General features: G+C 71.6%; 21 protein-coding genes and 3 pseudogenes. 17 read left to right on the top strand and 7 right to left on the bottom strand.

All coding sequences use genetic code 11. The annotated features are described in order from the left end of the window. Nucleotides 1-48 precede the first annotated feature (48 nt). A complete protein-coding gene (locus ACVDFE_RS01075) occupies nucleotides 49-348 on the top strand; it encodes a hypothetical protein (protein WP_360386312.1) in 300 nt (99 codons plus the stop codon). A gap of 206 nt (nucleotides 349-554) precedes the next feature. On the opposite strand, the gene ACVDFE_RS01070 is transcribed toward ACVDFE_RS01075, so the two are convergent. From ACVDFE_RS01070 to ACVDFE_RS01060, 3 genes are read right to left on the bottom strand one after another with little or no spacing between them, the layout of a single operon-like run. Further along, a complete protein-coding gene (locus ACVDFE_RS01070) occupies nucleotides 555-1,430 on the bottom strand; it encodes an alpha/beta fold hydrolase (RefSeq protein ID WP_360386315.1) in 876 nt (291 codons plus the stop codon). Between the two features lie 8 nt (nucleotides 1,431-1,438). Then, a complete protein-coding gene (locus tag ACVDFE_RS01065) occupies nucleotides 1,439-2,770 on the bottom strand; it encodes an Rv3212 family protein (protein ID WP_458429282.1) in 1,332 nt (443 codons plus the stop codon). Nucleotides 2,771-2,775: 5 nt separating this feature from the next. Beyond that, nucleotides 2,776-4,479 carry a DEAD/DEAH box helicase gene (locus ACVDFE_RS01060; RefSeq protein WP_458429281.1) on the bottom strand — a complete coding sequence of 568 codons (1,704 nt, stop codon included), beginning with the start codon at nucleotides 4,477-4,479 and terminating at the stop codon, nucleotides 2,776-2,778. A 265-nt stretch (nucleotides 4,480-4,744) separates the two neighbouring features. Between ACVDFE_RS01060 and ACVDFE_RS01055 the strand changes: the two genes are divergently transcribed. Both ACVDFE_RS01055 and ACVDFE_RS01050 read left to right on the top strand, forming a co-directional pair. Continuing rightward, on the top strand, nucleotides 4,745-5,389 hold the full coding sequence (locus ACVDFE_RS01055; protein WP_360386323.1) for a ferritin-like fold-containing protein: 645 nt from the start codon (nucleotides 4,745-4,747) through the stop codon (nucleotides 5,387-5,389). Nucleotides 5,390-5,432: 43 nt separating this feature from the next. Further along, on the top strand, nucleotides 5,433-5,657 hold the full coding sequence (locus tag ACVDFE_RS01050; RefSeq protein WP_053739329.1) for a DUF3107 domain-containing protein: 225 nt from the start codon (nucleotides 5,433-5,435) through the stop codon (nucleotides 5,655-5,657). A gap of 60 nt (nucleotides 5,658-5,717) precedes the next feature. Here ACVDFE_RS01050 and ACVDFE_RS01045 read toward each other — a convergent pair whose 3' ends face one another. Further along, a complete protein-coding gene (locus ACVDFE_RS01045) occupies nucleotides 5,718-6,032 on the bottom strand; it encodes a DUF4873 domain-containing protein (RefSeq protein ID WP_360386325.1) in 315 nt (104 codons plus the stop codon). After that, nucleotides 6,032-6,715, bottom strand: a complete 684-nt coding sequence (locus tag ACVDFE_RS01040; RefSeq protein WP_360386328.1) for a TetR/AcrR family transcriptional regulator — start codon at nucleotides 6,713-6,715, stop codon at nucleotides 6,032-6,034. The genes ACVDFE_RS01045 and ACVDFE_RS01040 overlap by 1 nt, the downstream gene beginning before the upstream one ends. A 61-nt stretch (nucleotides 6,716-6,776) precedes the next feature. On the opposite strand from ACVDFE_RS01040, the pseudogene ACVDFE_RS01035 reads away from it, so the two are divergent. Together ACVDFE_RS01035 and ACVDFE_RS01030 are read left to right on the top strand one after the other, a co-directional pair. After that, nucleotides 6,777-7,665, top strand: a pseudogene (locus ACVDFE_RS01035) (AurF N-oxygenase family protein). Further along, the gene (locus ACVDFE_RS01030; RefSeq protein WP_458429280.1) at nucleotides 7,638-8,426 is read left to right on the top strand and encodes an alpha/beta fold hydrolase; all 789 of its coding nucleotides are present in this window, start codon (nucleotides 7,638-7,640) and stop codon (nucleotides 8,424-8,426) included. Before ACVDFE_RS01035 ends, ACVDFE_RS01030 begins: the two are co-directional and overlap by 28 nt. A 59-nt stretch (nucleotides 8,427-8,485) precedes the next feature. On the opposite strand, the gene ACVDFE_RS01025 is transcribed toward ACVDFE_RS01030, so the two are convergent. After that, nucleotides 8,486-9,115 (bottom strand): TetR/AcrR family transcriptional regulator, encoded by a 630-nt coding sequence (locus ACVDFE_RS01025; RefSeq protein WP_360386336.1) that lies wholly within the window; start codon nucleotides 9,113-9,115, stop codon nucleotides 8,486-8,488. A gap of 127 nt (nucleotides 9,116-9,242) precedes the next feature. On the opposite strand from ACVDFE_RS01025, the gene ACVDFE_RS01020 reads away from it, so the two are divergent. The 11 genes and pseudogenes from ACVDFE_RS01020 to ACVDFE_RS00970 all read left to right on the top strand — a co-directional run bounded on the left by ACVDFE_RS01020 (nucleotide 9,243) and on the right by ACVDFE_RS00970 (nucleotide 22,970). Beyond that, nucleotides 9,243-10,196 (top strand): alpha/beta fold hydrolase, encoded by a 954-nt coding sequence (locus ACVDFE_RS01020; RefSeq protein ID WP_458429279.1) that lies wholly within the window; start codon nucleotides 9,243-9,245, stop codon nucleotides 10,194-10,196. Between the two features lie 40 nt (nucleotides 10,197-10,236). Then, a complete protein-coding gene (locus ACVDFE_RS01015; RefSeq protein ID WP_458429278.1) occupies nucleotides 10,237-11,229 on the top strand; it encodes a DUF3152 domain-containing protein in 993 nt (330 codons plus the stop codon). Nucleotides 11,230-11,308: 79 nt separating this feature from the next. After that, nucleotides 11,309-12,481 carry an adenylyltransferase/sulfurtransferase MoeZ gene (moeZ, locus tag ACVDFE_RS01010; protein WP_360386343.1) on the top strand — a complete coding sequence of 391 codons (1,173 nt, stop codon included), beginning with the start codon at nucleotides 11,309-11,311 and terminating at the stop codon, nucleotides 12,479-12,481. Nucleotides 12,482-12,635: 154 nt separating this feature from the next. Then, nucleotides 12,636-13,433, top strand: a complete 798-nt coding sequence (locus tag ACVDFE_RS01005) for a TIGR02569 family protein (RefSeq protein ID WP_360386346.1) — start codon at nucleotides 12,636-12,638, stop codon at nucleotides 13,431-13,433. Nucleotides 13,434-13,538: 105 nt separating this feature from the next. After that, nucleotides 13,539-15,470, top strand: coding sequence for a molybdopterin oxidoreductase family protein (locus tag ACVDFE_RS01000; RefSeq protein ID WP_458434246.1), 1,932 nt, complete (start codon nucleotides 13,539-13,541; stop codon nucleotides 15,468-15,470). After that, nucleotides 15,455-16,993: an FAD-dependent oxidoreductase gene (locus ACVDFE_RS00995; RefSeq protein ID WP_458429277.1), complete on the top strand. Its 1,539-nt coding sequence runs from the start codon at nucleotides 15,455-15,457 to the stop codon at nucleotides 16,991-16,993. The genes ACVDFE_RS01000 and ACVDFE_RS00995 overlap by 16 nt, the downstream gene beginning before the upstream one ends. Nucleotides 16,994-17,091: 98 nt before the next feature. Next, entirely contained in the window at nucleotides 17,092-18,393 is a 1,302-nt protein-coding gene (locus ACVDFE_RS00990) for an MFS transporter (RefSeq protein ID WP_458429276.1), read from the top strand. 73 nt (nucleotides 18,394-18,466) lie between these two features. Further along, nucleotides 18,467-20,924: pseudogene (gene nirB / locus ACVDFE_RS00985) on the top strand (nitrite reductase large subunit NirB). Continuing rightward, on the top strand, nucleotides 20,921-21,235 hold the full coding sequence (gene nirD, locus ACVDFE_RS00980; protein WP_360386357.1) for a nitrite reductase small subunit NirD: 315 nt from the start codon (nucleotides 20,921-20,923) through the stop codon (nucleotides 21,233-21,235). The pseudogene nirB and the gene nirD overlap by 4 nt, the downstream one beginning before the upstream one ends. After that, the gene (locus ACVDFE_RS00975) at nucleotides 21,232-22,326 is read left to right on the top strand and encodes a uroporphyrinogen-III synthase (protein WP_360386359.1); all 1,095 of its coding nucleotides are present in this window, start codon (nucleotides 21,232-21,234) and stop codon (nucleotides 22,324-22,326) included. Before nirD ends, ACVDFE_RS00975 begins: the two co-directional genes overlap by 4 nt. Beyond that, complete coding sequence (locus ACVDFE_RS00970) at nucleotides 22,323-22,970, top strand: sirohydrochlorin chelatase (RefSeq protein ID WP_458429275.1); 648 nt, start codon at nucleotides 22,323-22,325, stop codon at nucleotides 22,968-22,970. Before ACVDFE_RS00975 ends, ACVDFE_RS00970 begins: the two co-directional genes overlap by 4 nt. Before the next feature lie 68 nt (nucleotides 22,971-23,038). On the opposite strand, the pseudogene ACVDFE_RS00965 reads toward ACVDFE_RS00970, so the two are convergent. After that, nucleotides 23,039-23,320, bottom strand: a pseudogene (locus tag ACVDFE_RS00965) (MGMT family protein); the annotation flags it as partial. A gap of 235 nt (nucleotides 23,321-23,555) precedes the next feature. Here ACVDFE_RS00965 and ACVDFE_RS00960 point away from each other — a divergent pair. Then, nucleotides 23,556-25,637, top strand: coding sequence for a putative bifunctional diguanylate cyclase/phosphodiesterase (locus tag ACVDFE_RS00960; RefSeq protein ID WP_458429274.1), 2,082 nt, complete (start codon nucleotides 23,556-23,558; stop codon nucleotides 25,635-25,637). Nucleotides 25,638-25,644: the final 7 nt, after the last annotated feature.

Raw genomic sequence — 25,644 nt, 5'->3', positions numbered from 1 at the left:
CGGCGGCCCTCCGGCCGCGGGTGATCGGGGACCCGTAGGGTGGCTGAGGTGGAAGTCGAAGCAAAGCGGCCGGCGCGGATGAGCGGAGTCCTGCGCGCCGTGAGCGGGGTGCTCGCGGTGGGCCTGGTGCTGCTCGCCCTGGGGAACATCGGCGTCCAGTTCTACGCGAACTCCCGCGACCTGCCGGGCCCCGGCGGACTCTCGGTGACCGCGCACGTGGTGGCCGCGGTGCTCGTCATCGCGGGCCAGATCGTGGCCGACCGCTACGCCGACTGGCGCGCACCGGTGGCCTCGCTCGCGGTGCTGGCGGTGTCGGGGGCGACGCTGTGGACGTTCTGGTGGGCGTAGGGGGCTGGGCTCGGGCCTGAGAGCTTGAGCGTCGGCGAGGAGCACGGCGGGTGCGCGGACTGGGCGGTGCTGCTCGCGTTCGTCCTCTCGGCGGCATCGCGAGCGGCGGCACCTACCGCGAGGGCCCGGTCTGCTCCGGTGGGTTCGAGACCGTCACGCTCGACGTGACGGCCACCGACCGCGCGTTCCGGCTGGCCGCGTGCTCGTCACGGGGCCAGCCAGGCCCGCCAGGTCGGCAGCAGCGTGGCGATCAGCTCGTGCGGTGCCTCGGTGTTCGGGGAGTGCATCACGCCCGGCAGCACCGCGAAGTCCGCGTCCAGCCGCTCGGCCATGTCCCGCTGGACGGCCGGGCTCCACGCGTCGTCGGCGTCACCGCACACCACCAGCGCCGGCACACCGGACGACCGCAGCGCCCGCGACAGCTTCGCGACCTGGTCCGGTTCGGAACGCAGCCCGTTGCCCATGCCGAGCAACGCGGCGGCCGGCGACCTGAGGAAGCGGTTGCGGTAGAAGTCCTTCAGCTCCTGCGGCAGCGCGGCCCACGCCGGGTTCCGCGACGACCGCAGCTCGTTCAGCCGCTGCGTGCCCTCGACGCCCTGCTCGGCCAGCACGTGCTCGCCGACCTCCAGCACCGAACGGCGTTCCCCGGCGGGCAGCTCGGCCGGGCCGGACGACATCAGCGTGAGCCCCGCGACCGGTGCGCCCGCGAACACCGCCGCACGCGCCACCAGACCGCCGTAGGAGTGGCCGAGCAGCAGCACCCGGCGGCCCTCCGCGGCGATCTTCTCGACCAGCTCCGCCACGACCGCGCCCAGCGGGCCCGGCCGGTACAGCGCCTCGTCGTCGGGACCGGCGGAGTCCTGCTGGCCGGGCAGGTCGATGGCGACCACCTCGAACCCGGCGTCCGCGATGGGGTCGAGGATCGGGCAGAAGTCCTCTTTGGACCCCGTGTACCCCGGCACCAGCAGTGCCGTCACCCGCAGCGCGTCGTCGACCGCCGGCGCGCGCAACGCCGCGATCGTGCCGTAGCGGCCGGGGAGGTCGACGCGTGCTGCCCGGTGCGGGCTGATCTGCGAGTACACCTCACGAACTATCGCAGCGCCACCAGGGTTTCGCCACGCTGCTCGAGGACCACGGGTCCGGCTGTGGCGAGCTGCACAGGGCCGGTCCAGTCGTCGCGGTTCACCCGGATCGTGCCCACCAGTGCGCCCGTGGCCTGCTCGTACACCCGCAGGCCTTCGCGCACCGGGACCAACGCGCGCCCCGCGAGCGTGGTGCCGGCACCGGACGTGGCGTCCGCGGTCCACTGTGGAGTGAGCGAGTCCTGCGCCAGCGCGACCGTCTTGGAGCCGCTGAACCAGAACACGTTCGTGGCCGTCGTGAACGACCGCGCCACGTGGCGCGGCGGGTCGGTGAAGTCGGTGGAGGGGAGGTCGACCGGCGCCTCGGAGACCTGCGAGCCGGTCTCGGCGTCGAACACGACGATGCGGCCCGGGTCGGGCAGCGCGACCGCGACCAGCCGGTCGGTGACGGCGACGACCTGGGCGTTCTTGCCGCCGGTCAGCACGCTCGCGAACACCTTGGGCTCGTCGGACTTGTCCGGGTTCGGCTTGAGGACCGTGATCCGGTCGGAGCCGTCGTCCGGGCAGCGCTCCACCAGCGCCACCCGGCCGGACGTGACGGCCATCGAGCCGTAGGAGCAGCCGACCCGCGGCTGCTTGCCCGGGTTCACGATCGCCCGCAGCGCGCCGTACTCCATCGAGCGCACCAGGTCGTCGCGGCGGTAGACCTCGACGAACCGGTCGCCGGTCGTGATGAGGTGCGAGCCCTCGTTCAGCAGCGCGGCACCCGGTTCGGCGTCACCCGTGCGCTGCGCCTTCCGCTCACCGCTCACCCCGTCGAGCGAGGTGAGCTCGGAGCAGTTGGTGCCCTTGGAGTACAGCGCCATCGCGCGGCCCCAGCCCGTGCCCACCACGCACAGCGGCAGGTCACGGGTGTAGCTCCAGCGCGCGTCACCCGTCAGCGGGTCGCGCCCGGTGACCTCGCCGCCGTCGCCGGTCACGACCGTCGACGGCTTCTCCTCGCCCGTCTCCTTGAGCTGGGTCTGGACGACCACCGGCCACGGCGTCGCACCGCTCTTCGCGCGCCAGACCTCGCCGAGCGTCGGCGGCAGGGCGGCCACCTCGGGCAGCTGCGGCCAGGTGGACGGCCCGGTGACCGACGTCGTGGCCCGTGCATCGCTGAACGCCCAGGTCAGCACGGACGCGACGACCGCGGCGACCGCGATCAGCGCGACCGCGACGAAGTCGGCGCGGGTGCGCCAGGACCTGGCACGCGGACGTTCCTCGACGGGCGCCGGGTCGTGCTCGGGCTCGTCGAGGACGTCCTCGACATCGGTGACGTCGGAACCGGGGGTGGACATGGTGATCAGTCTGCCGAAGGAGCGGCCTGTTCGGCAGAGGTTCGACGACGACGGCGCCGGCGCGGCTTGTCCGACGCGGAGTTCTCGGCGGCCTCGGCGGGTGCCTGCGCCTCGGTCTGCTCACCCGCGAGCGACACGCCACCGCGGCTGCGGGTGCGCGACCGGGACCGCTTCGGCCTGGTCTCCTCGGCCGCCTCGGGTGCGGCCTGCTCGCCCGCGCCCTTGGTGCCGGTGCGGCGACGGCGCTTGCGCTTGCCGTCGTCGAGCTTCTCCTCCTCCTCGGCGTCCAGACCGGCCCGCGTTCGGTGGCTGAGCGGCAGCCGGCCCGTGGAACCGGACGGGATGCCCAGGTCCGCGAACAGGTGGTCGCTCGTGGAGTAGGTCTCCAGCGGCTCGTCCTGGCCCAGGTTCAGCAGGTCGTTGACCGACTTCCAGCGCGCGGTCTCGTCCCAGTCGACGAACGTGACGGCGACACCCTCGCGCCCCGCGCGACCCGTGCGGCCGATGCGGTGGACGTAGGTCTTCTCGTCCTCGGGGCACTGGTAGTTGATGACGTGCGTCACGTCGTCGATGTCGATGCCGCGAGCGGCGACGTCGGTGGCCACCAGCACGTCGACCTTGCCGCTGCGGAACGCCCGCAGCGCCTTCTCGCGCGCGCCCTGGCCCAGGTCACCGTGCACGGCGGCCGCGGCGAACCCGCGTTCGGTCAGGTCGTCGGCGACCTTCTGGGCGGTCCGCTTGGTCCGCGCGAAGATCATCGACAGGCCGCGGTCGCGCGCCTGCAGCACGCGGGCCAGCATCTCCGGCTTGTCCATCGAGTGCGCCCGGTACACGAACTGCTTGGTGCGCTCGTGCGTCTGACCGGCGTCGTTCTCCTCGGCGCGGATGTGCGTCGGCTGCGTCAGGAACGTGCGGGCCAGCGTGATGATCGGGCCCGGCATGGTCGCGCTGAACAGCATCGTCTGGCGCTGGTCGGGGACCATGTTGAGGATGCGCTCGATGTCGGGGAGGAACCCCAGGTCGAGCATCTCGTCGGCCTCGTCGAGCACCAGCATCCCGACCTTGCCGAGCACCAGGTGGCGCTGTTCGGCCAGGTCGAGCAGGCGGCCCGGCGTGCCGATGACCACGTCGACGCCCTTGCGCAGCTGTGCGATCTGCCGCTCGTAGGGGATGCCGCCGTAGATCGCGGTCACGCGCACGCCCAGGTGCTTCGCCGCGGCGGTGAGGTCCTGCGTCACCTGGAGGCACAGCTCACGGGTGGGGACGACCACGAGGGCCTGCGGGGTGCCGTCGCCGGGCGTGTCGAGGCGGTGCAGCAGCGGCACGCCGAACCCGAGGGTCTTGCCGGTGCCGGTGCGCGCCTGGCCGATGACGTCGTCACCGGCGAGCGCGATGGGGAGCGTCAGCTCCTGGATGGCGAACGTGCGCTCGATGCCGGCCTCGCCGAGCGCCTTGACGATCTCGTCGCGCACGCCGAGCTCGGCGAACGTGGGGGAGTCGGTGCGCACCGGGGCGTCGGCCTGCAGCGGGTGCGACGTGTCTTCGACGGGGACGGTCTCGCTGTGCTCCAGGAGAACCGGGTCCAGATGTGCTTCTACTTCAGCGGTCAGGGTGATCAGCCTCTCTCGTACCAGCGCGCACTCAGCCCTGGCCGGGCCTCTCGACCGCGCTCTCCGATGGAGCTGCGGGAAAGGTGTGCACGCACCCATTCGCGGCGCCTGCCCAGGAACGACAGGGGTCACAGCGTGGTCGTCACACTCGTCACGCCGGGCGCCTGCTGCACATTCTACCTGGAAAGACGCCTTTGACCACCTGCTACGCCGAACACGACCGGCACCGGGGCCCGCCGGGACCGCTCCCACGCCTGACGAGCACGTGCTGGGGGCACGCGACGGGTGCGTTCGGAGCAGGCCGAGCGCGTGACGGGCGGCGTGACGGGCGGTGGGCACCGGTCGCGCCACTAGAGTTCGGGCCATGGGTGTTGCGGAGGGTGTTGTTGATCTTCTTGGAGCGCTGGCCTACGGCGAGCTCTCCGCCTTCGACCGGATGACGGAGGACTCCCGCTCGGCGCCGACGCTGTCCGGGCGTGCCGCGCTCGCGCAGATGGCCGCCGCGGAGATCGGGCACTTCACGTTGCTGCAGAAGCACCTGGCCGAGCACGACCTCAGGGTCGAGGACGCGATGGCGCCGTTCGTCACCGGGTTCGACGCCTTCCACGAGTCGACGAGCCCCAAGTCGTGGCTGGAGTCGCTGGTGAAGGCGTACGTGGGCGACGGCCTCGCCGCGGACTTCTACCGCGAGGTCGCGGCGTGGCTCGACGACGAGCCGACCCGCGAGCTGGTGCTCGCCGTGCTCGCCGACACGGGTCACTCGGCGTTCGCTGAGCGCGAAGTCCGGGCCGCCGTGGAGTCGGATCCGCGGGTGCGCGACCGGCTCGCGCTGTGGGGCCGCCGGCTGCTCGGAGAGGCGTTGACGCAGGCCCAGTACGTGGTGGCGGAGCGGGACGGGCTCTCGGAGCTGATCATCAGGGGGTCGGGGGACCTCGCCGGGATCGGTCAGCTGTTCCGCCGTCTCCAGCAGTCGCACGCGCGGCGCATGACGCAGCTGGGTCTGGGCTAGGTAGGCTCGGCCGTAGATTTTTCTCTTGAGCACGGAGGTCAGCGTGGAGGTCAGGATCGGCGTCGCGGACAGCCCGCGGGAACTCGTCGTGACCAGTGAGCTCAACCCGTCCGAGGTCGAGGCTCTGGTGGCGGACGCGGTGTCCGGCAAGTCCAGCGTGCTGTCGCTGGTGGACGCCAAGGGTGCGCGGTTCGTCGTGCCCGCTGGCCGCGTCGCGTACGTGGAGATCGGCCCGCAGGACTCGCGCAAGGTCGGGTTCGGCGCCTGAAGCACGGTCGACGAGAAGGGCCCCGGTCACCGCGACCGGGGCCCTTCTCGCTGCTCGGCGTCAGTGCCCGGCGGGCTCTTCGACCCGGTAGGGCGGCGTGGAGGTGCCGCCGACCCGGTACCGGCCCCACGGGTCCTGGTCGGTGAGCGTCCCCTCCGCCTGCCCGGTGGGGGTGCGCAGCAGCGCGGTCCGCGCGCCCGCTTCGACCCGGTTCGTGACCTCGTCGTTCTTCTTCACGCGGCCGTACCAGTGGTAGCGGCCGTCGATCGGCTGGAAGTAGCCGCGCAGCTCGACCTCGACCGCGACCTCCTCCTCCCCGAAGACGAGCGTGGCCGCGCCGGTGTAACCCTCTTCGTCGTGGTCGTGCTCGCTCATCAGTCCACCAATCGCAGCTGGGTGAGGGGCTGTTCGGGGTCGATCTGGATGCCGCCCGCGCGCAGCAGGCCGTCGATGGCGTGCCAGATGATCGTGGCGAGGTAGTCGCTGAGGTTCGCGCGGGACATGGTCTGCCGTTCGAGCCACCAGTCGCCCGCGTTCTGCACCATGCCGACGAGGCCGTGCGCCCACGGCTCGGCACCGCCGGAGTCCATGTCGAACGCGCGCAGGTAGTCGCCGAGGATTCGGGCCAGCGTCGCGGCGATGAGGTTCTTGTCCTCCTGCGCGACGTCCTTCTCCACCGGGCGGTCCACGAACGAGCCCTTGACGACGAACCGGTAGAGGTTCGGGTTCTCCTCGATGACCGACAGGTAGGCGTCGACGATCCGCTCGATGCGGGCGCGGATCGGGCCGTCGGCGGCGAGCGCGGGCCCCATCCGCTCCATCAGCAGCTCGGTGGCCTTCTGGCCGACCGCGAGGTACAGGTCCGACTTGTCGGTGAAGTGCCGGTACAGCACGGGCTTGCTGACGCCCGCCTCCGCGGCGACGTCCTCCATGCCGACGTCGGGGCCCTTCTTGGCCACGACGGCGATCGTGGCCTCCACGAACTCCGCCCTGCGCTGCTCGCGATGCCCCTTCCACCGCTCACGTCGCGCGTCCGGCCCCTTGACAGTGCGTGCCATGTGACGCACGCTACCAGAAGTAACCGTTACCTCAAGTAACACTTACCGGGGAGGGCAACCGATGAGGGTCGCCGATCGGGAGAAGACGGCGGAGAGGCTGCTGAAGTCGTCCGCGGAGAAGTTCTACGACCCGGAGGTGGACATCGACTGGTCCGCACCGCTGGTCGACGGTCTCTTCTACATCCCTGAGCAGCGCATCTCGCTCTACGGCACACCCCTGTACGACTCGCTGACGCACGAGCAGCGCATCGAGCTTCTCGAAGCACGAGCTGGCCTCGATCGCGTCCGTCGGCCTGTGGTTCGAGCTGCTGCTGATGCAGATGCTGGTGAAGGTCGTCTACAACTCCGATCCCACGACCCGGCACGCCCAGTACGCCCTGACCGAGGTGGCCGACGAGTGCCGCCACTCCACGATGTTCGCGCGCCTGGTCGAACGCGTCGGCTGCCCGCCGTACGGCCCGGTCAAGCACACCCACCGCCTGGGCAAGCTGCTGCCGGCGATCGGCTACGGCCCCGCGATGTACGGCTCGATCCTGGTCGCCGAGGAGATCCTCGACCGCCTGCAGCGCGAGGCGATGAACGACGAGACCGTGCAGCCGCTCGTGCGGATGGTGAACCGCATCCACGTGCTGGAGGAGGCCCGCCACGTCCGGTTCGCCCGCGAGGAGCTGCTGCGCGGCATGGAGGGCCTGCGCGGCTTCGAGAAGCCGTACCAGAAGTGGCTCATCGGCTACGTCTCGATGATGATCACCCGCACGATCGTCAACCCGGACGTCTACGCGGCCGTGGGCCTGGACGTGCGCGAGGCCCGCCGCCAGGCGCTCGCCAACCCCCGCTTCCAGGAGACCATCCGCTGGTCCGGTGAGCGGATCATGTCGTTCCTGCAGGAGGCCGGACTCGTCGGAAAGCCGGGGATGCGCTCGTGGCGCCGCTCGTTCTTGATCGCCTGAACGTCGTCACGTCGGGGCCCTCGTCCGCCGGCGTGACCGCCGTCCTGCTGCACGGCTGGACCATGGACCTCACGACGTGGGACCGCGTCGCCGAGGCGTTGCCGGGCCGGGTCGTCCGCTACGACGTGCGCGGCCACGGCCGTTCCCCCGGCGAGGGCCCGTGCCCGACCCTGGCGGAACTGGCCGACGACCTCGCCGCCGTGCTGGCGGAGCACGCCCCCACCGGCCGGATCGTGCTGGCCGGCCACTCGCTGGGCGGCATGACCATCATGGCGCTCGCCGAGTCCCACCCAGAACTGTTCGCGCGCGTCACGGGGGTGGCGCTGATCGCCACGTCGTGCGGGAACCTCCCCGCGGTGAGCGCCGTCGAGCGCTTGGCGGCGAAGTGGCTGGTCACACGCCCGAAGATCGGGTTCGGCCGGGTGCTCGCGCCCGGTCTGCGCGTGACCTTCGGGCGCCGTCCCCGGTGGTCCGACGTGCGCGCCGCCGCGGCCATGGCGGGGAACACGACCGGGACCGCGTTCGTCGGCCTCCGCGAGGAGCTCACCCGGCACCAGCGCCGGGAAGCGCTCGCGGTGCTGTCGTCCGTGCCGACCGTGGTGATGGCCGGGTCCTGGGACCTGCTGACGCCGATGCGGCACGCGCGGGCCATCGCCGAGGCGCTGCCGTCGGCGGAGTTCGTGATCTACCCGAAGACCGGGCACATGCTGCCGCTGGAACGGTCGGAGGACGTGGCGCGACGCATCGCCGCGCTGATGTGAGCTTCGTGCTCGGTCGAACGGCCCCTCGCCCACGTGGGTGAGAGGCCGTTCGCGTCACGTCAGTGCTGCAGCGGGAACCCGCCACCGATCCCGCGCCACGCCAGGTTGGAGATCAACGCCACCGCGTCCTCCTTCGGCACCCGGCGGTTGTCCGCGAGCCACGACCGGGCCGTGACCTGCGACAACCCGACGAGACCGACGGCCAGCAGCCGTGCGCGCTCCGGGTCGAGGCCCGCGTCGGCCGTGATGGTGTCCGTGATGGCGTCGACCGAGTCGGTGGTGGCGCGTTCGACCGCGGACTGGACCGCCGGTTCGGAGCGCAGGTCCGACTCGAAGACCATGCGGAAGGCCTGGCCCTCGCCGTCGACGAAGTCGTAGAACGCGGCCACGGCGGCGCGGACGCGGAGCTTGTTGTCCGTCGTGGAGCCGATGGCAGTGCGCACGCGGCCGACCAGCTCGTCCACGTGGGATTCGAGCAGGGCCATGTACAGCTCCAGCTTGCCCGGGAAGTGCTGGTACAGCACCGGCTTGGACACGCCCGCGCGTTCCGCGATCTCGTCCATCGCCGCGGCGTGGTAGCCGTTGGTGACGAACACGTCCTGCGCCGCTGCCAGCAGTTGCGCGCGGCGTGCGGTGCGCGGCAGTCGAACGCCCCTGCCTGCGGGTGCGCTCTGCGCCGTCTCCGTCATGGTGCCTCCAGCACTGGTCATCACTGCCGTCGGGTCGAGCGCCGGCCGACCGCGGCGTGGCCAACCTTACTCGCTGGTAGCCCACTTGAGGGAACCATCTCCCGCCCGGTTCCCGCATCCTGGGGAGATGAGCACGCTGATCCCCGCCCCGCTGTCCACGGCCGAGCTGCCGCCGCTGGACACCGACCAGCCGCCCTGGCCGGGTGAGTTCTGCCGGATCGACGACCACGAGGTGCACGTCAGGGTCACGCCGGGGAACGGGCCGCCCGCGGTCTACGTGCACGGGCTCGGTGGGAGCGCGACCAACTGGACGGACCTCGCGGCGCAGCTGCGGGACCACGTCAGCGGCTCCTCGATCGACCTGCCCGGCTTCGGGCGGTCGGAGCCGATCCCCGGCTACGACTTCAGCCTCGCCACGCACGCCCGCACGGTCATCGGCTACCTGGAGACCCGCGGCGAGCCCGCGCACCTGTTCGGCAACTCCATGGGCGGTGCGATCTCGGTCATCGTCGCCGCGACCAGGCCGGACCTGGTCCGCACGCTCACGCTGGTCTCGCCGGCCGTGCCTGACCTGCGGCCGCGCCTGGACCGCATGTCCGACCCGCGGATGGCGCTCGCCGTGCTGCCGGTCATCGGCGCGAGGGTGCGCCGCGAGCTCGCGAAGCTGACCCCGCACGACCGCACCCGGCAGATGCTCCAGCTCTGCTTCGCGGACCCGAGCATCGTGCCCGACAACCGGATCGAGGAGTCGATCGCGGAGAACGAGGAACGCGCGCGGCAGCGGTGGGCCGGCCGGGCGCTCAACCGCAGCACCGTCGGGTTGATGACGCACTGGCTCACGCCGGGCGCGAAGTCGCTGTGGCGGTTGTTGCCGCAGGTCCAGGCGCCGACGCTGGTGCTGTGGGGCGAGCACGACCGGCTGGTCAGCGTCCGCAAGGGACCCCGCACTGCGCAGCTGCTGCCCAAGGGACGACTGCTCGTGCTGCCCAACACCGGGCACGTCGCCCAGATGGAACGGCCCGCCACCGTCGCGAGGGCGGTGCTGGGCATGTGGGAGGCGGTCGACCGGCACTCGTGGTGACGAACGACGGCCATACAGGGGGTGTGGGACCCTGGGCGACGTGAATCGCGCCCCCGAGCGAGGACGAAGTGCTCCGCCCGCAGACCGCTACCGCCGTGGCGCGCGGCGGACCAGTGCGGAACCGCTCGCCGCCGCCTGGGAGCCGGAGGGCACCGGGCGGCTGCAGCGACCCCGCAGGCCCGGTGGCGTGAAGCGGCTCGTCTCCCACTACGGCTGGCGGATCTACGCGATCCCGGTGCTGGTCGTGCTCACCGCGCTCGTGGTGCTCGACACGGTCCAGCCGAAGACGCCGACCGGCGACGCCGGGGGCACCAACGCCGCCGAGTCGCCGGTCAACCCCGTCGAGCCGCCCGCGACCGAGGTGCAGGGGCAGAAGCCGCAGCTCAACATCCCCACCGCCGAGCTGCCGCCGGGCCCGGACTTCTCGCAGGACGGCGTCGGCACGTTCAAGGCCGTGCCGGGCAGCGGCCCGCGCGTCGGCGAGGCGAACGCGGCCAAGTTCCGCCGGTACGCGATCGCCATCGAGGACGGCGTGCGGCCCGCGGACTACAACGACGACGCGGCGGCGTTCGGGCGCACGGTCGAGGGCTTCCTGTCCGACCCGCGCAGCTGGATCGGCACGAAGACGGTCGCGCTGCAACGGGTCGAGGCGAACCAGAACCCCGACTTCACGATCATCCTGACCAGCACGAAGACGACGCACGCGATCTGCGGCAAGGAGATCCCGTTCGAGACGTCGTGCTACGACAACCAGAGCAAGCGCGTGATCATCAACGTGGCCCGCTGGGTGCGCGGCGCCATGGTCTACAGCCGCGACCTGTCCGGGTACCGCAACTACGTGATCAACCACGAGGTCGGTCACGCCCTGGGCAGCGGCCACGCGGCCTGCCAGGAGACCGACGCGCCGGCCCCGGTGATGATGCAGCAGACGTTCGGCGTCTCGAACGACTTCGTCGCCCAGCTCAACGCCGGTCTGGACGTGGTGCCCGCCGACGGCAAGGTGTGCAAGCCGAACGCGTTTCCCGCTGGGTGAGACGGCTTTCCAACGGGGAAGAGTCGAGGCAGGGTAGACGTTGTCTCGGACACGGAGACATTCGTCGAGGAGGACCAGCATGGCGCTTCCGCCGCTCGTTGAGCCAGCCGCGGAGCTGACCAAGGAAGAAGTCGCGCGCTACAGCCGGCACCTGATCATCCCGGACGTCGGGGTGGACGGGCAGAAGCGGCTGAAGAACGCGAAGGTGCTCGTCGTCGGCGCGGGCGGCCTGGGCAGCCCGGCACTGCTGTACCTGGCCGCGGCCGGGGTCGGCACGCTCGGCGTCGTCGACTTCGACGTCGTGGACGAGTCGAACCTGCAGCGCCAGGTCATCCACGGCCAGTCCGACGTCGGCCGCCCCAAGGCCGAGTCCGCGCGCGACTCGGTCGCGGAGATCAACCCGTTCGTCAAGGTCGTGCTCCACCAGGCGCACCTGAACTCCGAGAACGCGCTGGAGATCTTCCGCGACTACGACCTGATCCTCGACGGCACGGACAACTTCGCCACGCGGTACCTGGTGAACGACGCCGCGGTGCTGCTGGGCAAGCCGTACGTGTGGGGCTCGATCTTCCGGTTCGAGGGCCAGGTCAGCGTCTTCTGGGAGGACGCGCCGAACGGTCAGGGCCTCAACTACCGCGACCTCTACCCGGAGCCGCCGCCTCCCGGCATGGTCCCCTCGTGCGCCGAGGGCGGCGTGCTGGGCGTGCTGTGCGCGTCGATCGGCTCGATCATGGTCACCGAGGCGATCAAGCTGCTCACGGGCATCGGTGACCCGCTGCTGGGCCGCCTGATGGTCTACGACGCGCTGGAGATGTCTTACCGGACCATCAAGATCCGCAAGGACCCGGAGTCGCCGAAGATCACCGAGCTGATCGACTACGAGGCGTTCTGCGGTGTCGTGTCCACGGACGCGCAGCAGGCCGCCGCGGGCAACACGATCACGCCGCTCGAGCTCAAGCACAAGCAGGAGTCCGGCGAGGACTTCCTGCTGGTGGACGTCCGCGAGCCGCACGAGTACGAGATCGTGAAGATCCCGGGCTCGGTGCTCATCCCGAAGGACAAGATCCTTTCGGGTGAGGCGTTCTCGGAGCTGCCGCAGGACAAGCCGCTGGTGCTGCACTGCAAGTCCGGCGCCCGGTCCGCGGAGGCGCTCGCGGCGCTGCACAAGGCGGGTTTCTCCGACGCCGTGCACGTCGGCGGCGGTGTGCTGGCGTGGGCCCGCGAGGTCGACCCGAGCCTGCCGACGTACTGATCCCTCCTCGCTCGACGGCGTCTGCAAGTACTGCCGACCACCCTGTCGGTGGTACTTGCAGACGCCGGAGCAGGGGACCCGAACGTGGTGACGTGAAAATCGGTCGTGTCGTGGTCCACCACCCGGACGGTCCAGCCAGGTAGCGTGCCCAGCCGTGACCCGCAGTCCCGAACCGCCCCCAGCGCACGTGCGTGCGGCGTTCGGGGCACGTGACGCCGAACCAGAGCTCATCGACGGCGGCCCCGCGTGGCGGTGTGGCGACGCCACGATCCGCCCGGCGCCCAGGCCCGCCGAGGCCACCTGGATCGCCAAGACCCTCGACAACCTCGACGTGCCGAACCTCAGGATCGGCCGCCCGCTGCGGTCCACCGACGGCCGCTACGTCGTCGGCGGCTGGTCGGCCACCAAGTTCCTCGCCGGCCGCGCCGAGGCACGCCACGACGAGGTGATCGCCGTCGCCCAGCGCCTGCACCAGGCCACGGCGGACCTGCCCAGACCCCGGTTCCTCGACGCGCGCACCGACGTGTTCGCCGTCGCCGACCGCCTGGCGTGGGGCGAGGAGGACGTGCCGCTCGACGCCGACCTCGGCGGCCGGCTGTTCGAGCTGCTCGCCGAGGTGCAGAAGCCGATCAACCTCAAGCCGCAGGTCGTGCACGGCGACCTGTTCGGCAACGTGCTGTTCGCCGGCACCGCGCCGCCCGCGGTCATCGACTTCGCCGCGTACTGGCGGCCGGCCGAGTGGGCGGCGGCCGTGGTCGCGGTGGACGCCGTCGCGTGGGGTGGCGCGGACGCCGGCCTGTTCCACCGGTGGAGCCACCAGGCCGAGTGGGAGCAGGCGCTGGTGCGGGCGGTGCTGTACCGGCTGGCCGTGCACGCGCTGCACCCGTTGTCAACGCCGCGGTCGTTTGCGGGCTTGGAACGAGCTGCTCACCACGTGACCGAGCTGCTCTGAGCGGGCCATTTTCCCGGCCTGAAACATTGCGGAGCTTCGGGTTAACGCGCGCTTCTTAGCGTCAGCGGCGTGACCCATTGCCCGTACTGCGCGCTCCAGTGCGCCATGAGCGTCATCGACGGCCAGGTGGCCCCCGGCCCCGGTGGGCTGTGCCAGAAGGGCTGGACGGCGGGGGAGCTGCTGCGCCATCCAGGCCGCCTCACCACGCCGTTGGTCCACGGCGAACCCGCCTCGTGGGACGAGGCGATGGACTACGTGGTCAACAGGATCAGGACTTGCGAACCCGACGAGGTCGCCGTGTTCGGTGGCGGCGGGCTGACCAACGAGAAGGCGTACCTGCTGGGCAAGTTCGCCAGGGTCGCGCTGAAGACCTCGCAGATCGACTACAACGGCCGGTTCTGCATGTCGTCGGCCGCGGCGGCGGGCAACCGTGCGTTCGGGCTGGACCGGGGCATGCCGTTCCCGCTCACCGACCTGCGGACCGCCGACACGGTGCTGCTCGCGGGCTCCAACCCGGCCGAGACCATGCCGCCGTTCCTGCGGCACCTCGAAGGCGCCCGGCTGATCGTCATCGACCCGCGCCGCACGGCCACCGCGGAACGCGCCACGCTGCACCTGCAGCCCGCACCGGGCACGGACCTGGCGCTGGCACTGGGACTGCTGCACACCGCGGTGATCGAGGGCTTGGTCGACAAGGAGTACATCGCCGAGCGCACCACCGGGTTCGACGACGCCTGGCGGATCGCCGCGCAGTGGTGGCCGGAGCAGACCGAACGCGTCACGGGCGTGTCCGCCGCCGACCAGCGCGCGGCCGTGCAGATGCTGGCCGGGAAGCCGTACGTCCTCACCGGGCGGGGCACCGAGCAGCACGCGTCGGGCACCGACACCGTCTCCGCGTGGATCAACCTGGCGCTCGCGCTGGGCCTGCCGGGCAGGACCGGTTCCGGCTACGGCTGCCTGACCGGGCAGGGCAACGGCCAGGGCGGTCGCGAGCACGGTCAGAAGGCCGACCAGCTGCCCGGTTACCGCAAGATCGACGACCCGGCGGCCCGCGCGCACGTCATGGCCGTCTGGGGCGTCGACGAGCTGCCGGGTCCCGGCCGCAGCGCCTACGAGCTGCTCACCGCCGACGACCTGAAGGCGATGCTCGTGTTCGGCAGCAACCCGGTCGTCTCGGCGCCGCGCGCGGCCCACGTCACCGAGCGGATGAAGGCGCTGGACCTGCTGGTGGTCGCCGACTTCGTCCTGTCGGAGACCGCCGCGATGGCGGACGTCGTGTTCCCGGTCACGCAGTGGGCCGAGGAGGACGGCACGATGACCAACCTCGAAGGCCGGGTCATCCGCCGCCGCAAGGCGCTCGACCCGCCGCCGGGAGTCCGCAGCGACCTGGAGCTGATCAACGGCCTGGCCGCGCGCCTCGGCGTGCCGACGGGGTTCCCCACGTCGCCGCGCGAGGCGTTCGAGGAGCTGCGGAAGGTCTCGCAGGGCGGCCTGTCCGACTACTCCGGCATCACCTACGAGCGGCTCGACGCCGAGCAGCTGCACTGGCCGGTGCCCTCGACCGACCACCCCGGCACCCCCAGGTTGTTCCTGGACCGGTTCGCCCACGCCGACGGTCTGGCGCGGTTCGTCCCGGTCGACCACACCGGCCCGGCGGAACCGCCGGACGCCGAGTTCCCGTTGCAGGCCACCACCGGGCGGGTCCTGCAGCACTACCAGTCGGGTGCGCAGACGCGGCGGATCGGGGAGCTGGCCGCGGCCGTTCCCGGGACGTACGTCGAGGTGCACCCCGACACGGCCGCGCGGGCGGGACTCGTTCCCGGCGAGCCCGCGCACGTCGTGTCCAGAAGAGGTCGTGTCACGGCCACCGTGCGCTGCGTGCCGAGCATGCGCGTCGACGCGGTGTTCCTGCCGTTCCACTTCCCCGGTGACGGGCGGGCGAACCTGCTCACCAACCCCGCGCTCGACCCCACGAGCCGGATGCCCGAGTTCAAGGTCTGCGCGGTGCGATTGGAGCGGGCATGCGACGAGTCGTGATCGTCGGGTACGGCATGGCGGGCGCACGGCTGGCGGACGAGCTCCGCCGCCGTGACCAGGACATCTCCATCACCGTCATCGGAGCCGAGCCGCACGCGGCGTACAACCGCGTGCTGCTCTCAACCGTGGTCGCCGGGACCATGATTCCCTCAGCGACCCGCCTCCACGACGAATCCTGGGCCGCCACCCACAACATCGACCTGCGCCTCTCCCACGAGGTCGTCTCCCTCGACCGCCTCACCCGAACGGTGGACGTCAGGTGCACGCGGGGCGCTTTCGTACCCTCAGAGAGCACGGAAGGGCCCCGCGTGCACGTTCCCCTGGAGGTCACGCGGGAGTCCCGCGTTCCCCTGGGGGGAACGCGGGGGCCCCGCGTGACCGTCGCGTACGACGCGTTGGTGTTGGCTACGGGGAGTGTGCCGTGGGTGCCGCCGGCCGAAGGGCTCGTCGAGGACGGGAAGCTCGCCGACGGGGTGGTTGCCTTCCGGACGTTGGACGACTGCGCGCGGATCGAGGCCAAGGCGCAGAAGGGCATGCCGGTCGCGGTCCTGGGCGGTGGCCTGCTGGGCATCGAGGCGGCACGCGGCCTGGCCGGGCGCGGCTGCCTGGTCACGGTCGTGCACCCGGTCGGCCACCTGATGGAACGCCAGCTCGACCCCGGCGCCGGCGGTGTCCTCGCGCGGACGCTCGGCAAGCTCGGCATCGAGTTCCGGCTGAACGCGCGGGCCGCCAAGTACCTGCCCGGTGACGGCCTGGTCCTCGACGACGGCACGCACGTGCCCGCAGAGCTGGTGGTCGTCTCCGCCGGTGTGCGGGCGGAGACCGGGCTGGCGGTGCGGGCGGGACTGGACGTGGACCGCGGCATCGTCGTGGACGACGCGCTGCGCACCAGCGACCCGCGCGTCCACGCGATCGGCGACTGCGCCCAGCACCCCGGCACCGTCTCCGGTCTCGTGCAGCCCGCGTGGGACCAGGCCGCCGTGCTCGCCGACCGGCTGACCGGCGCGAACCCGGCCGCGCGCTACAGCGGCACGTCCGTCGTGACCCGGTTGAAGGCCCGCGACGTGGACCTCGCGGCACTGGGTGACGTGCACACCGACGTGGACTGCCCCGACTCGGAGGTCCTGTGCTTCCAGGAACCCTCCCGCGGCCGGTACGCCAAGCTGGTGCTGCGCGACGACCGGGTCACCGGCGCGATCGTGCTGGGCGCACCGGACGCGGCCGCCACGATCACCCAGCTCTACGACCGCGGCATCCCCGCGCCGACCGACCGGCTGGCGCTGCTGCTGGGCCGGGCGCTCCCGGCCGAGGCCGCGTCACCGGCGGACCTGCCGTCCAGCGCGGTGATCTGCCGCTGCAACACCGTCTCCAAAGGACAGATCGTGTCCGCGTGGCGTGCGGGCGCGGAGTCGTTGCCGCAGCTCGCGGAGGCCACGCGGGCGACCACGGGCTGCGGTGGCTGCAAGGACGCCGTGTGCGGGCTGCTCGACTGGCTCGGGGCCTCACAACCGGCCACCGCGTGATGTGCGGCGGAGTTGCCGCCGCCGTCATCGACCAGAACGCCCTGGTAACGCGCGGTTCCTAGGTTTCTCGGCAATCGCCGACCCCGCGGAGGACGTACATGAGCTGGATCGACCACTGGGAGCCGGAGAAGCCCGAGTTCTGGGAGTCCACCGGCAAGCGGATCGCACGCAAGAACCTCGCGCTCTCCATCTTCGCGGAGAACCTCGGGTTCAGCGTCTGGGTGCTGATGAGCATCGTGGTGGTGAGCCTCGGCCCGGTCGGGTTCGACTTCAGCGTCGGCCAGCAGTTCTGGCTGCTGATCGTGCCGAACCTGGTGGGCGCGGTGCTGCGGGTGCCCTACACGTTCGCGGTGCCGCGGTTCGGCGGGAGGGTCTGGACGACGATCAGCGCGGGACTCCTGCTGATCCCCTGCACGATGCTCGCCCACGCGGTGTCCACGCCCGGCACGCCGTACTGGTTCTTCCTGCTCACCTCGGCCGCCATGGGCCTGGGCGGCGGGAACTTCTCGTCGTCGATGGCGAACATCTCGTTCTTCTACCCGGAGGGCAAGAAGGGCCTCGCGCTCGGCATGAACGCCGCCGGCGGCAACCTCGGCGTCGCGATCACGCAGCTCATCGTGCCGGTCGTCATCACGCTCGGCACCGGCATCCACCTGGCCTACGCGGCGCTGATCTGGATGCCGTTCATCGTGGTCGCCACGCTGTGCGCCTGGTTCTTCATGGACAGCCTCACCCAGGCCAAGCCGGACGGCCAGTCGTACCGGCTGGCGCTGTCCAACAAGCACACCTGGGTGATGTCGTTCCTGTACATCGGGACGTTCGGGTCGTTCATCGGCTACTCGTTCGCGTTCCCGTCGCTGATCAAGCTCAGCTTCGTGGACCACAAGGGGTGGGTGGCGCTCGCGTTCCTCGGCGCGCTGATCGGTTCGGTCGCCCGGCCCGCCGGCGGGTGGCTCGCCGACCGGGTCGGTGGCGCGAAGGTGACGCTGGGCACGTTCGTGGGGCTCGGCGTCGGCACGATCGGCGTGATCATCAGCGTCGACACGAAGAACTTCGCGCTGTTCTTCGGCTCGTTCATCGCGCTGTTCGTGCTGGCCGGCGTCGGCAACGGCTCGACGTACCGGATGATCCCGGCGATCTTCCGCACGCAGTCGGACGACGACAAGTCCGCCAAGCGCCAGGCCGCCGCCGTGGTCGGCATCGCGGGCGCGGTCGGCGCGGCCGGTGGCGTGCTGGTGAACCTGGTCTTCAAGTTCTCGCTGGAGGGCTCGAAGACGCTCACGCCCGCGCTGACCGCGATCCTCGTGTTCTACGCGTTCTGCCTGGGCACCACGTGGTGGTTCTACCTGCGGCGCACCGTCTTCGCGGCGCGGCCGTCCCTGGCCTACGCGGGCGTGTAACAGCTCGGACACACAGCTGACCTCGGCACGACACACCGCCCGGTGACGATTCCGGGTGGAAGGAGGGACTCCGATGACTCGAACCCTGGTCGTGATCGGCCACGGCATGGTCGGCCACCGGCTCACCGAACTCCTGCACGACTCCGGGTGGCGGATCGTCGTGTTCGGCGAGGAGTCCCGCCCCGCCTACGACCGGGTCGCCCTGTCGTCCTATGTGGACACGTGGAAGCTCCGTCGGCCTGGAGCTGCCCGCGCTGAACGGGTGCGAGCTCCGCCTCGGCGAGAAAGCGGTCTCCGTCGACCGGGAACACCGGGTCGTCGTGGGCGCCTCCGGTGTCGAGGTCGGCTACGACGCGCTGGTGCTGGCCACCGGCTCCGTGCCGTTCGTGCCGCCCGTCCCCGGCCGGGACCTGCCCGGCTGCCACGTCTACCGGACCATCGACGACCTGGACGAGATCCGGGCGACGGTCCAGGCCGCCGACCGGCCGGGCCGGCACTCCGGCATGGTGCTCGGCGGTGGCCTCCTCGGCCTGGAGGCGGCCAACGCGCTGCGCGGCATGGGGGTCTCGCCGCACGTCGTGGAGCTCGCACCCCGGCTGATGCCGATCCAGGTCGACGACGGCGGCGCCGGACTGCTGAAGCGGCTGGTCGAGAAGCTCGACCTGACCGTGCACACCGGCACCTCCGCCTCCTCGATCGAACGCGACGGGTCGCGGTTGATCGCCAAGCTGGCCAGCGGTCTGGAGCTCGACCTCGACGTCGTGGTGTTCAGCGCCGGCATCCGGCCCCGCACCGACCTGGACCTCGGGCTGGAGCTGGGACCGCGCGGCGGGTACCTGGTCGACGGTTCCTGCCGCACCGCCGACCCGCACGTGTTCGCGATCGGCGAGTGCGCGGCGGTCGAGGGCGTGACGTACGGGCTGGTAGCGCCCGGTTACGCGATGGCCGAGGTGGTCGCGGACCAGCTCGCCGGTGGCACGAAGGTGTTCCCCGGTGCGGACGTGTCGACGAAGCTGAAGCTGCTCGGCGTGGACGTGGCGTCGTTCGGTGACGCGCACGCCACGACCGAGGGTGCGCTGGAAGTCGTCGTGAACAACGCCGTCGCGGGCACGTACAGCAAGCTCGTGGTGTCCGACGACGCGAAGACCCTGCTCGGCGGCGTGCTGGTCGGTGACGCGTCGGCCTACCCGTCGCTGCGCCCGCTGGTGGGCAAGGAGGTCCCCGCGGCCCTGTTGCAGCCGGGTGCCGCCGTCGACGTGGACATGCCGGCGGACGCCCAGGTCTGCTCGTGCCACGCCGTCACCAAGCAGACGATCACCGACGCCATCGGGTCCGGTGTGGCGTGCGACGTCGCCGAGCTGAAGGCGTGCACCAAGGCGGGCACGGGCTGCGGTTCGTGCGTGCCGATGCTGAAGAAGCTGCTGACCGACTGCGGCGTCGAGCAGTCCAAGGCGCTGTGCGAGCACTTCACCCACTCGCGCGCGGAGCTGTTCGAGATCGTCCGCGCGACCCGGATCACGACGTTCACCGCGCTGATCGAGAAGCACGGCAGCGGGCGCGGGTGCGACATCTGCAAGCCCGCCGTGGCCTCGATCCTGGCGTCGCTGAACAACGGGCACATCCTCGGCGAGGCGCAGGTCTCGTTGCAGGACACCAACGACCGGTTCCTCGCGAACATGCAGCGCAACGGCACCTACTCGGTCGTGCCGCGCATCCCCGGCGGTGAGATCACGCCGGAGAAGCTCATCGTGATCGGCGAGGTCGCCCGCGACTTCGGGCTCTACACGAAGATCACCGGCGGGCAGCGGATCGACCTGTTCGGTGCGACGGTCGACCAGCTGCCGCAGATCTGGCGCCGCCTGGTCGACGCCGGCTTCGAGTCCGGGCACGCGTACGGCAAGGCGTTGCGCACGGTGAAGTCCTGCGTCGGCACGACCTGGTGCCGCTACGGCGTGCAGGACTCCGTCGGGCTCGCGATCGACCTGGAGCTGCGCTACCGCGGCCTGCGGTCGCCGCACAAGCTCAAGTCCGCGGTGTCGGGGTGTGCGCGCGAGTGCGCGGAGGCCCGCAGCAAGGACTTCGGCATCATCGCGACCGAGAACGGCTGGAACCTCTACGTCGGCGGCAACGGCGGCTTCACACCCCGCCACGCCGACCTGCTGGTGTCCGATGTGGACACGGAGACGCTCATCCGCACCATCGACCGGTTCCTGATGTTCTACATCCGCACCGCGGACCGGTTGCAGCGCACGTCGGCGTGGCTGGAGGGCCTCGACGGCGGCCTCGACCACCTGCGCGAGGTGGTCGTGGACGACGAGCTCGGCATCTGCGCCGACCTGGAGGCCGCGATGGACGCCCACGTCGGTTCGTACGCCGACGAGTGGAAGGGCGTGCTGGAGGACCCGGAGAAGCTGGCGCGCTTCACGTCGTTCGTCAACGCCCCCGGCACCCCCGACCCGTCGATCTCGTTCCGCGCCGAACGCGGTCAGCGCGTTCCCGTCCAGCTCGGCATCCCGGAGGTCGTGCGATGACGAAGGTCTGTGACTTCGCCCTGCTGCGCCCGGAACAGGGCGTCGCGGCCCTGCTCCCCGACGGCTCGCAGGTGGCCGTGTTCCTGACCGCGGAGGGCACCCTGCACGCGCTGGACAACGTCGACCCGTTCAGCGGCGCTGCGGTGCTCTCCCGCGGCATCCTCGGTGACCGCGGCGGTGTGCCCGTGGTCGTGTCCCCGGTCTACAAGCAGGCCTTCGAGCTGGCCACGGGCAAGTGCCTCGACTCGCCCGAGGTGTCGGTCGCCGTGCACGGGGTGCGTGTGCGTGACGGTGTGGTGGAGCTGACGTGACCGGTCCGCTGGCCGGGTTCACCATCGGCGTCACCGCCGCCCGCCGTGCCGACGAGCTCATCGCGCTGCTCGAACGCAAGGGCGCCGCGGTCCTGCACGGCCCGGCCATCCGCATCGTGCCGCTGCCGGACGACACCTCGTTGCTGGCCGCGACGTCCGCCCTGCTGTCGGCGCCGGTCGACGTGGTCGTGGCGACCACCGCGATCGGTTTCCGCGGCTGGTTCGAGGCCGCGGAGGGCTGGGGTCTGGGCGCGCGCCTGCACCGCGCCCTGTCGTCGGCCGTGGTGCTGCCGCGCGGCCCGAAGGCGAAGGGCGCGGTGCGGGCCGCCGGCCTGACCGAGACGTGGTCGCCGTCGTCCGAGTCGAACGCCGAGCTGCTGCAGTACCTGCTGCGGATGGGCGTCTCCGGCAAACGCGTGGCCGTGCAGCTGCACGGCGAACCGCTGCCGGACTTCGTCGGCACCCTCCAGGCCGCGGGCGCCGACGTCGTCGAGATCCCGGTCTACCGCTGGGAACCGCCCGCCGACCCCGGCCCGCTGGAGCGGCTGATCGACGCGGTGCTCGACGGCCAGGTGGACGCGCTGACGTTCACCAGCGCCCCGGCCGCCTCGTCGGTGCTGCGCACGGCCGGAGACCGCCGCGCCGACCTGGTGGAGGCCCTGCGCCGCACCGTGCTGGTGGTCGGCGTCGGCGCGATCACCGCAGGTCCCCTGGTGGCCGCAGGAATCCCGGTGGTGCAGCCGGCCCGCTCGCGCATCGGCTCGATGGTGCGCGAACTGGCCGTCGAGCTGCCCGCGCGGGCGACCCGGCTGCGGATCGCCTCGCTGGACATGGAGATGCGCGCCCAGGCCGTGGTGATCGACGGCGAGCTGCGCCCCGTCGCACCGGCGCCGATGGCGGTGCTGCGCACCCTCGTCGCCGCCCGCGGACGGGTGGTGTCCCGGCAGGAGCTGCTGGCCGCCCTGCCCTCCGGCGGCGAGGAACACGCCGTGGAGACGGCGATCGGACGGCTGCGGACGGCACTGGGGGCGCCGCAGATGGTGTGCACCGTGGTCAAGCGCGGATACCGACTCGCGATGGAGCCCGCATGAAGCTCGTCCTGGCCTTCCACGGCACGCGGAACCCGCGCGGGGTCGCGGTGTGCGAGGAGATCGCGGCCCTGGTGCGCGCCGCGGTGGACGCACCCGTCGCGGTCGCGTACGCCGACGTGCTCCAGCCGGACGTCCGGTCCGTTGTGGACGGTCCGTGCGTCGTCGTGCCGGTGTTCCTGGCGGCCGGGTACCACGTGCGGGTGGACATCCCGGAGCAGATCGGGTCACGCCCCGGGGTCGTGGTGACCGAGCCGCTGGGCGTGGCCGCGGTGCCGGCGGTGGTGGACCGGTTGCGCGAGGCCGGGGTCCGGCGCGGCGACCTGGTGGTGCTCGGCGCGGCCGGTTCGTCGGACGCGCGGGCCCTGGCGGACGTGCGGCGGGCCGCGGTGCTGGTGGGGGCGGAGGCCGTCGGGTACGTCGCCACGGCCACGCCCCGGATCGCGGACGTGGTGGCCTCGGTCCGCCACGGCGGGCGGCGGGTCGTGGTGGCGTCGTGGTTGCTGGCGCCCGGTGTCTTCCAGGGCGGCCTGGCCGCGTGCGGGGCGGACGTGGTGGCGGAACCGATCGGAGCGCATCCGCTGGTGGTCGAGGCGTTGGTGCGGAAGTACCGGGAGGGCGTTGCGGGGGTGCGCAGGTCGGCGTGAGCGCGAGGCCGGTCGCCGACCTGCGCGCCGCCTACCAGAGCCCGGGGGAGCTCCTCTTCGCGCGCGTCCTCCCACCGGTACTCCCGCAGGTTGACCTTCCCGTCGAGGTTCGGCACCCCTTCCTCGTGCAGCATCTGCAGCTGGGTGTCGCGCAGGTGCGGGGCGCAGGTGCCGTCCGCCTTCAGGACGCGTTGCCAGGGCAGGTCGTGGCCGTCCTCGTTCAGGATGCGGCCGACCAGCCGGGGCGACGGGGCCTTGGCGAGATCGGCGATGTCGCCGTAGGTGGCGACGCGGCCGCGGGGGATCGCCTTGATGGTGTCGCGGATCCGCTCGTGGATCTCTTCGTCCATGCGCCGAGTCTAGGGTCAGATCCGCACCGCCCAGGAGGCGACGGCCGCGCGGTGGCCGGTCGGTCCCGGCGGCGTCGCTGCGGAGGCGCCCGTGAACGTGTTCCGGTACGCTGAAGTAGGTCGTAAGGGTTAAAACCACTCCAAGGAGTGGCGCTTTCACACTGTTGGCGCAACGGACGCCGACTCGTGGTGGGTAAACTGCCGGGCACTCTTCAACCCATACAGGGCAACGGGAATGACGAAACCGAGCCGTAGACCCGATGCCGCTCCACCCGCGGGCACCGCCACCGCCCGCGCGCGGGAAGCCTTGGCGCGCAAGTGGAGCTACCTGCTCAGCAGCGTCGTGATGGTCGCGTTGAGCCGGGACGAGCTGGACGCCGAACTGGGCGACCAGCTCGACGCGTTGTGCACGGCGTTGCACAGCGAGCCGTTCGACCCCGCTCCGTTCGAGCAGGTGGGCGAGCGGCTCGCCGGCGTCGGCTACGTCAACGAGCCCGGGCTGCGCCGCACCGTCGACGTGCTCGGCAAGGGCCTGCTGGGCCTGGACGAGTTCAGCGGGAGCAAGCAGCACGTCGTGCGCGTCGTCGGCGGCATGGGCGCGCTGATGTGCGCCTTCAGCGCGGCGCGGGCACGTTCCATCCTGGACCAGCAGGAGAGCATGCAGCTCGCGCTGCTCAAGGCCGCCCGTGACGCGCAGCGGGACCAGCGGCGCAGCGAGGCCAGGTTCGCCGGCATCGCGACGTCGTCGACCAGCGGCATCTTCGTCGTCGGCCTCGACGGCAAGGTGGTGTGGGTCAACGACGCCGTCGGCGACGTCCTGGGCCACAAGCCCGATCCGGGCACGCGGCTCATGGACCTGGTCGCGCCGGGGTCGGTCGTCGTGTTCCGCGAGATGGTCGAACGCGTGCTGGCCGAACGCCGTGAGTTCGAACGGGAACCGCTGCACCTGTTGCGCGGCGAGGACGACGTGGCCAAGGTGACGCTGACGGCGTCACTGCTGCGCGACGGCGACAACAAGCCCAGCCACGTGCTGGTGGTCGCCGACGACGCCACGGAACTCGCGCTGCTGCAAGGAGAACTGCGCAGGCAGTCGTTGCACGACGTGCTGACCGGCCTGCCGAACCGGCAGTTCTTCACCACCCACCTGGAGACCGTGCTGCGCAGGGCCGACCCCGTGCTCGGCGTGACGGTGTTCCACCTCGACCTCGACGCGTTCGGCCTGGTGTGCAACAGCCTCGGCGGCCGGGTCGGCGAGCGGCTGCTGCAGCACGTGGCCCGCAGGCTGCGCGCGTTGCTGTCGCGCGAACAGGCGATGGTCGCCCGGTTCGACGGTGACGAGTTCGGCGTCGTCGTCGAGAACTCCGCCGCCACACCGGACATCGCGACGATGATGACCACGATCAACGCCGACCTGGCCGAACCGGTGTTCGTCGACGAGCACGGGCTCGCGGTGTCGGTGAGCGCGGGCGTCGTGCACCGGCCCTCGCCGGACGTCGACCCGGTCGAGCTGCTGCGCATGGCCGACCTCGCGTTGCGGCAGGCCAAGAAGGACCAGCGCGGCCAGTGGGAGTTGTTCCACAGCAACCAGGACACCGAACGGCGCCGTGACCACGCGCTGGCCGTCGTGATGCCGGGCGCGTGGGAACAGGGTGACATCGGCGTCTGCTACCGGCCGGTGCGCGCGCTCGCGACCGGTGAGCTGGCGGGCGTGGAGGCCGTGCTGCACTGGGACCTCACCGACCGCTGCGCCGAGCTCGCCGACGCCACGGGCCTGATCCTGCCGATGGGCGAGTGGCTGATCCGGATCGTCGCCGGTCAGGCCCAGTGGTGGCGGCACCGCGGTGAGCTCGACGCGCAGTTCGGCGTCCGGCTCACCCGCCACCAGTCGACCGACGGCGACCTCGTGTCCCGCGTGGCGCGGGTGATCGAGGAGACCGGCCTGCCGCACGAGCGGCTGACGCTGAGCATGCCGGTCGGCGTGCTGGGCGTGGCCGGCGCGGCGGAGAACCTGGGCACGCTGGCGGCCAGGGGAGTGCGGATCGCGCTGGAGGACTTCGCTCTCGGCCCGCGCGACCTGAACTGGCTCTCGGAGCTGCCGATCGCGTCCGTGCTGGTGCCGGGGGACCTGGTGCGCAAGCAGGACGAGCGGTGCGCCGCGCTCATCCCCGCCGTGCACGAGCTGGGCGTGAACATCTGCGTGGACGGCGTCGAGACCGCCGCCCAGGCCGAGTGGTGGGCGCGAGCGGGCGCCGACCTCGCGATCGGCACCCACTTCGGCGTTCCACGCGACGCAGGCGAGTTCCTGCAGAAGCTCTAGCCCCCTT

The organism is Lentzea chajnantorensis (genome assembly GCF_054300775.1).
Note: the sequence above shows the minus strand (reverse complement) of the source record. Positions and strands in the feature narration are given on the sequence as shown.

Bases quoted from the DNA above. Each gene is read 5' to 3' on its own strand.
- ACVDFE_RS00960 (WP_458429274.1), top strand. From the start codon at position 23,556: ATGACGAAACCGAGCCGTAGACCCGATGCCGCTCCACCCGCGGGCACC.
- moeZ (WP_360386343.1), top strand. From the start codon at position 11,309: ATGGCGCTTCCGCCGCTCGTTGAGCCAGCCGCGGAGCTGACCAAGGAA.
- ACVDFE_RS00995 (WP_458429277.1), top strand. From the start codon at position 15,455: ATGCGACGAGTCGTGATCGTCGGGTACGGCATGGCGGGCGCACGGCTG.
- ACVDFE_RS01045 (WP_360386325.1), bottom strand. From the start codon at position 6,032: ATGAGCGAGCACGACCACGACGAAGAGGGTTACACCGGCGCGGCCACG.
- nirD (WP_360386357.1), top strand. From the start codon at position 20,921: ATGACGAAGGTCTGTGACTTCGCCCTGCTGCGCCCGGAACAGGGCGTC.
- ACVDFE_RS01060 (WP_458429281.1), bottom strand. From the start codon at position 4,479: ATGGGTGCGTGCACACCTTTCCCGCAGCTCCATCGGAGAGCGCGGTCG.
- ACVDFE_RS01025 (WP_360386336.1), bottom strand. From the start codon at position 9,115: ATGACGGAGACGGCGCAGAGCGCACCCGCAGGCAGGGGCGTTCGACTG.
- ACVDFE_RS01055 (WP_360386323.1), top strand. From the start codon at position 4,745: ATGGGTGTTGCGGAGGGTGTTGTTGATCTTCTTGGAGCGCTGGCCTAC.
- ACVDFE_RS00970 (WP_458429275.1), top strand. From the start codon at position 22,323: ATGAAGCTCGTCCTGGCCTTCCACGGCACGCGGAACCCGCGCGGGGTC.
- ACVDFE_RS01040 (WP_360386328.1), bottom strand. From the start codon at position 6,715: ATGGCACGCACTGTCAAGGGGCCGGACGCGCGACGTGAGCGGTGGAAG.
- ACVDFE_RS01000 (WP_458434246.1), top strand. From the start codon at position 13,539: ATGAGCGTCATCGACGGCCAGGTGGCCCCCGGCCCCGGTGGGCTGTGC.
- ACVDFE_RS00990 (WP_458429276.1), top strand. From the start codon at position 17,092: ATGAGCTGGATCGACCACTGGGAGCCGGAGAAGCCCGAGTTCTGGGAG.
- ACVDFE_RS01065 (WP_458429282.1), bottom strand. From the start codon at position 2,770: ATGTCCACCCCCGGTTCCGACGTCACCGATGTCGAGGACGTCCTCGAC.
- ACVDFE_RS01020 (WP_458429279.1), top strand. From the start codon at position 9,243: ATGAGCACGCTGATCCCCGCCCCGCTGTCCACGGCCGAGCTGCCGCCG.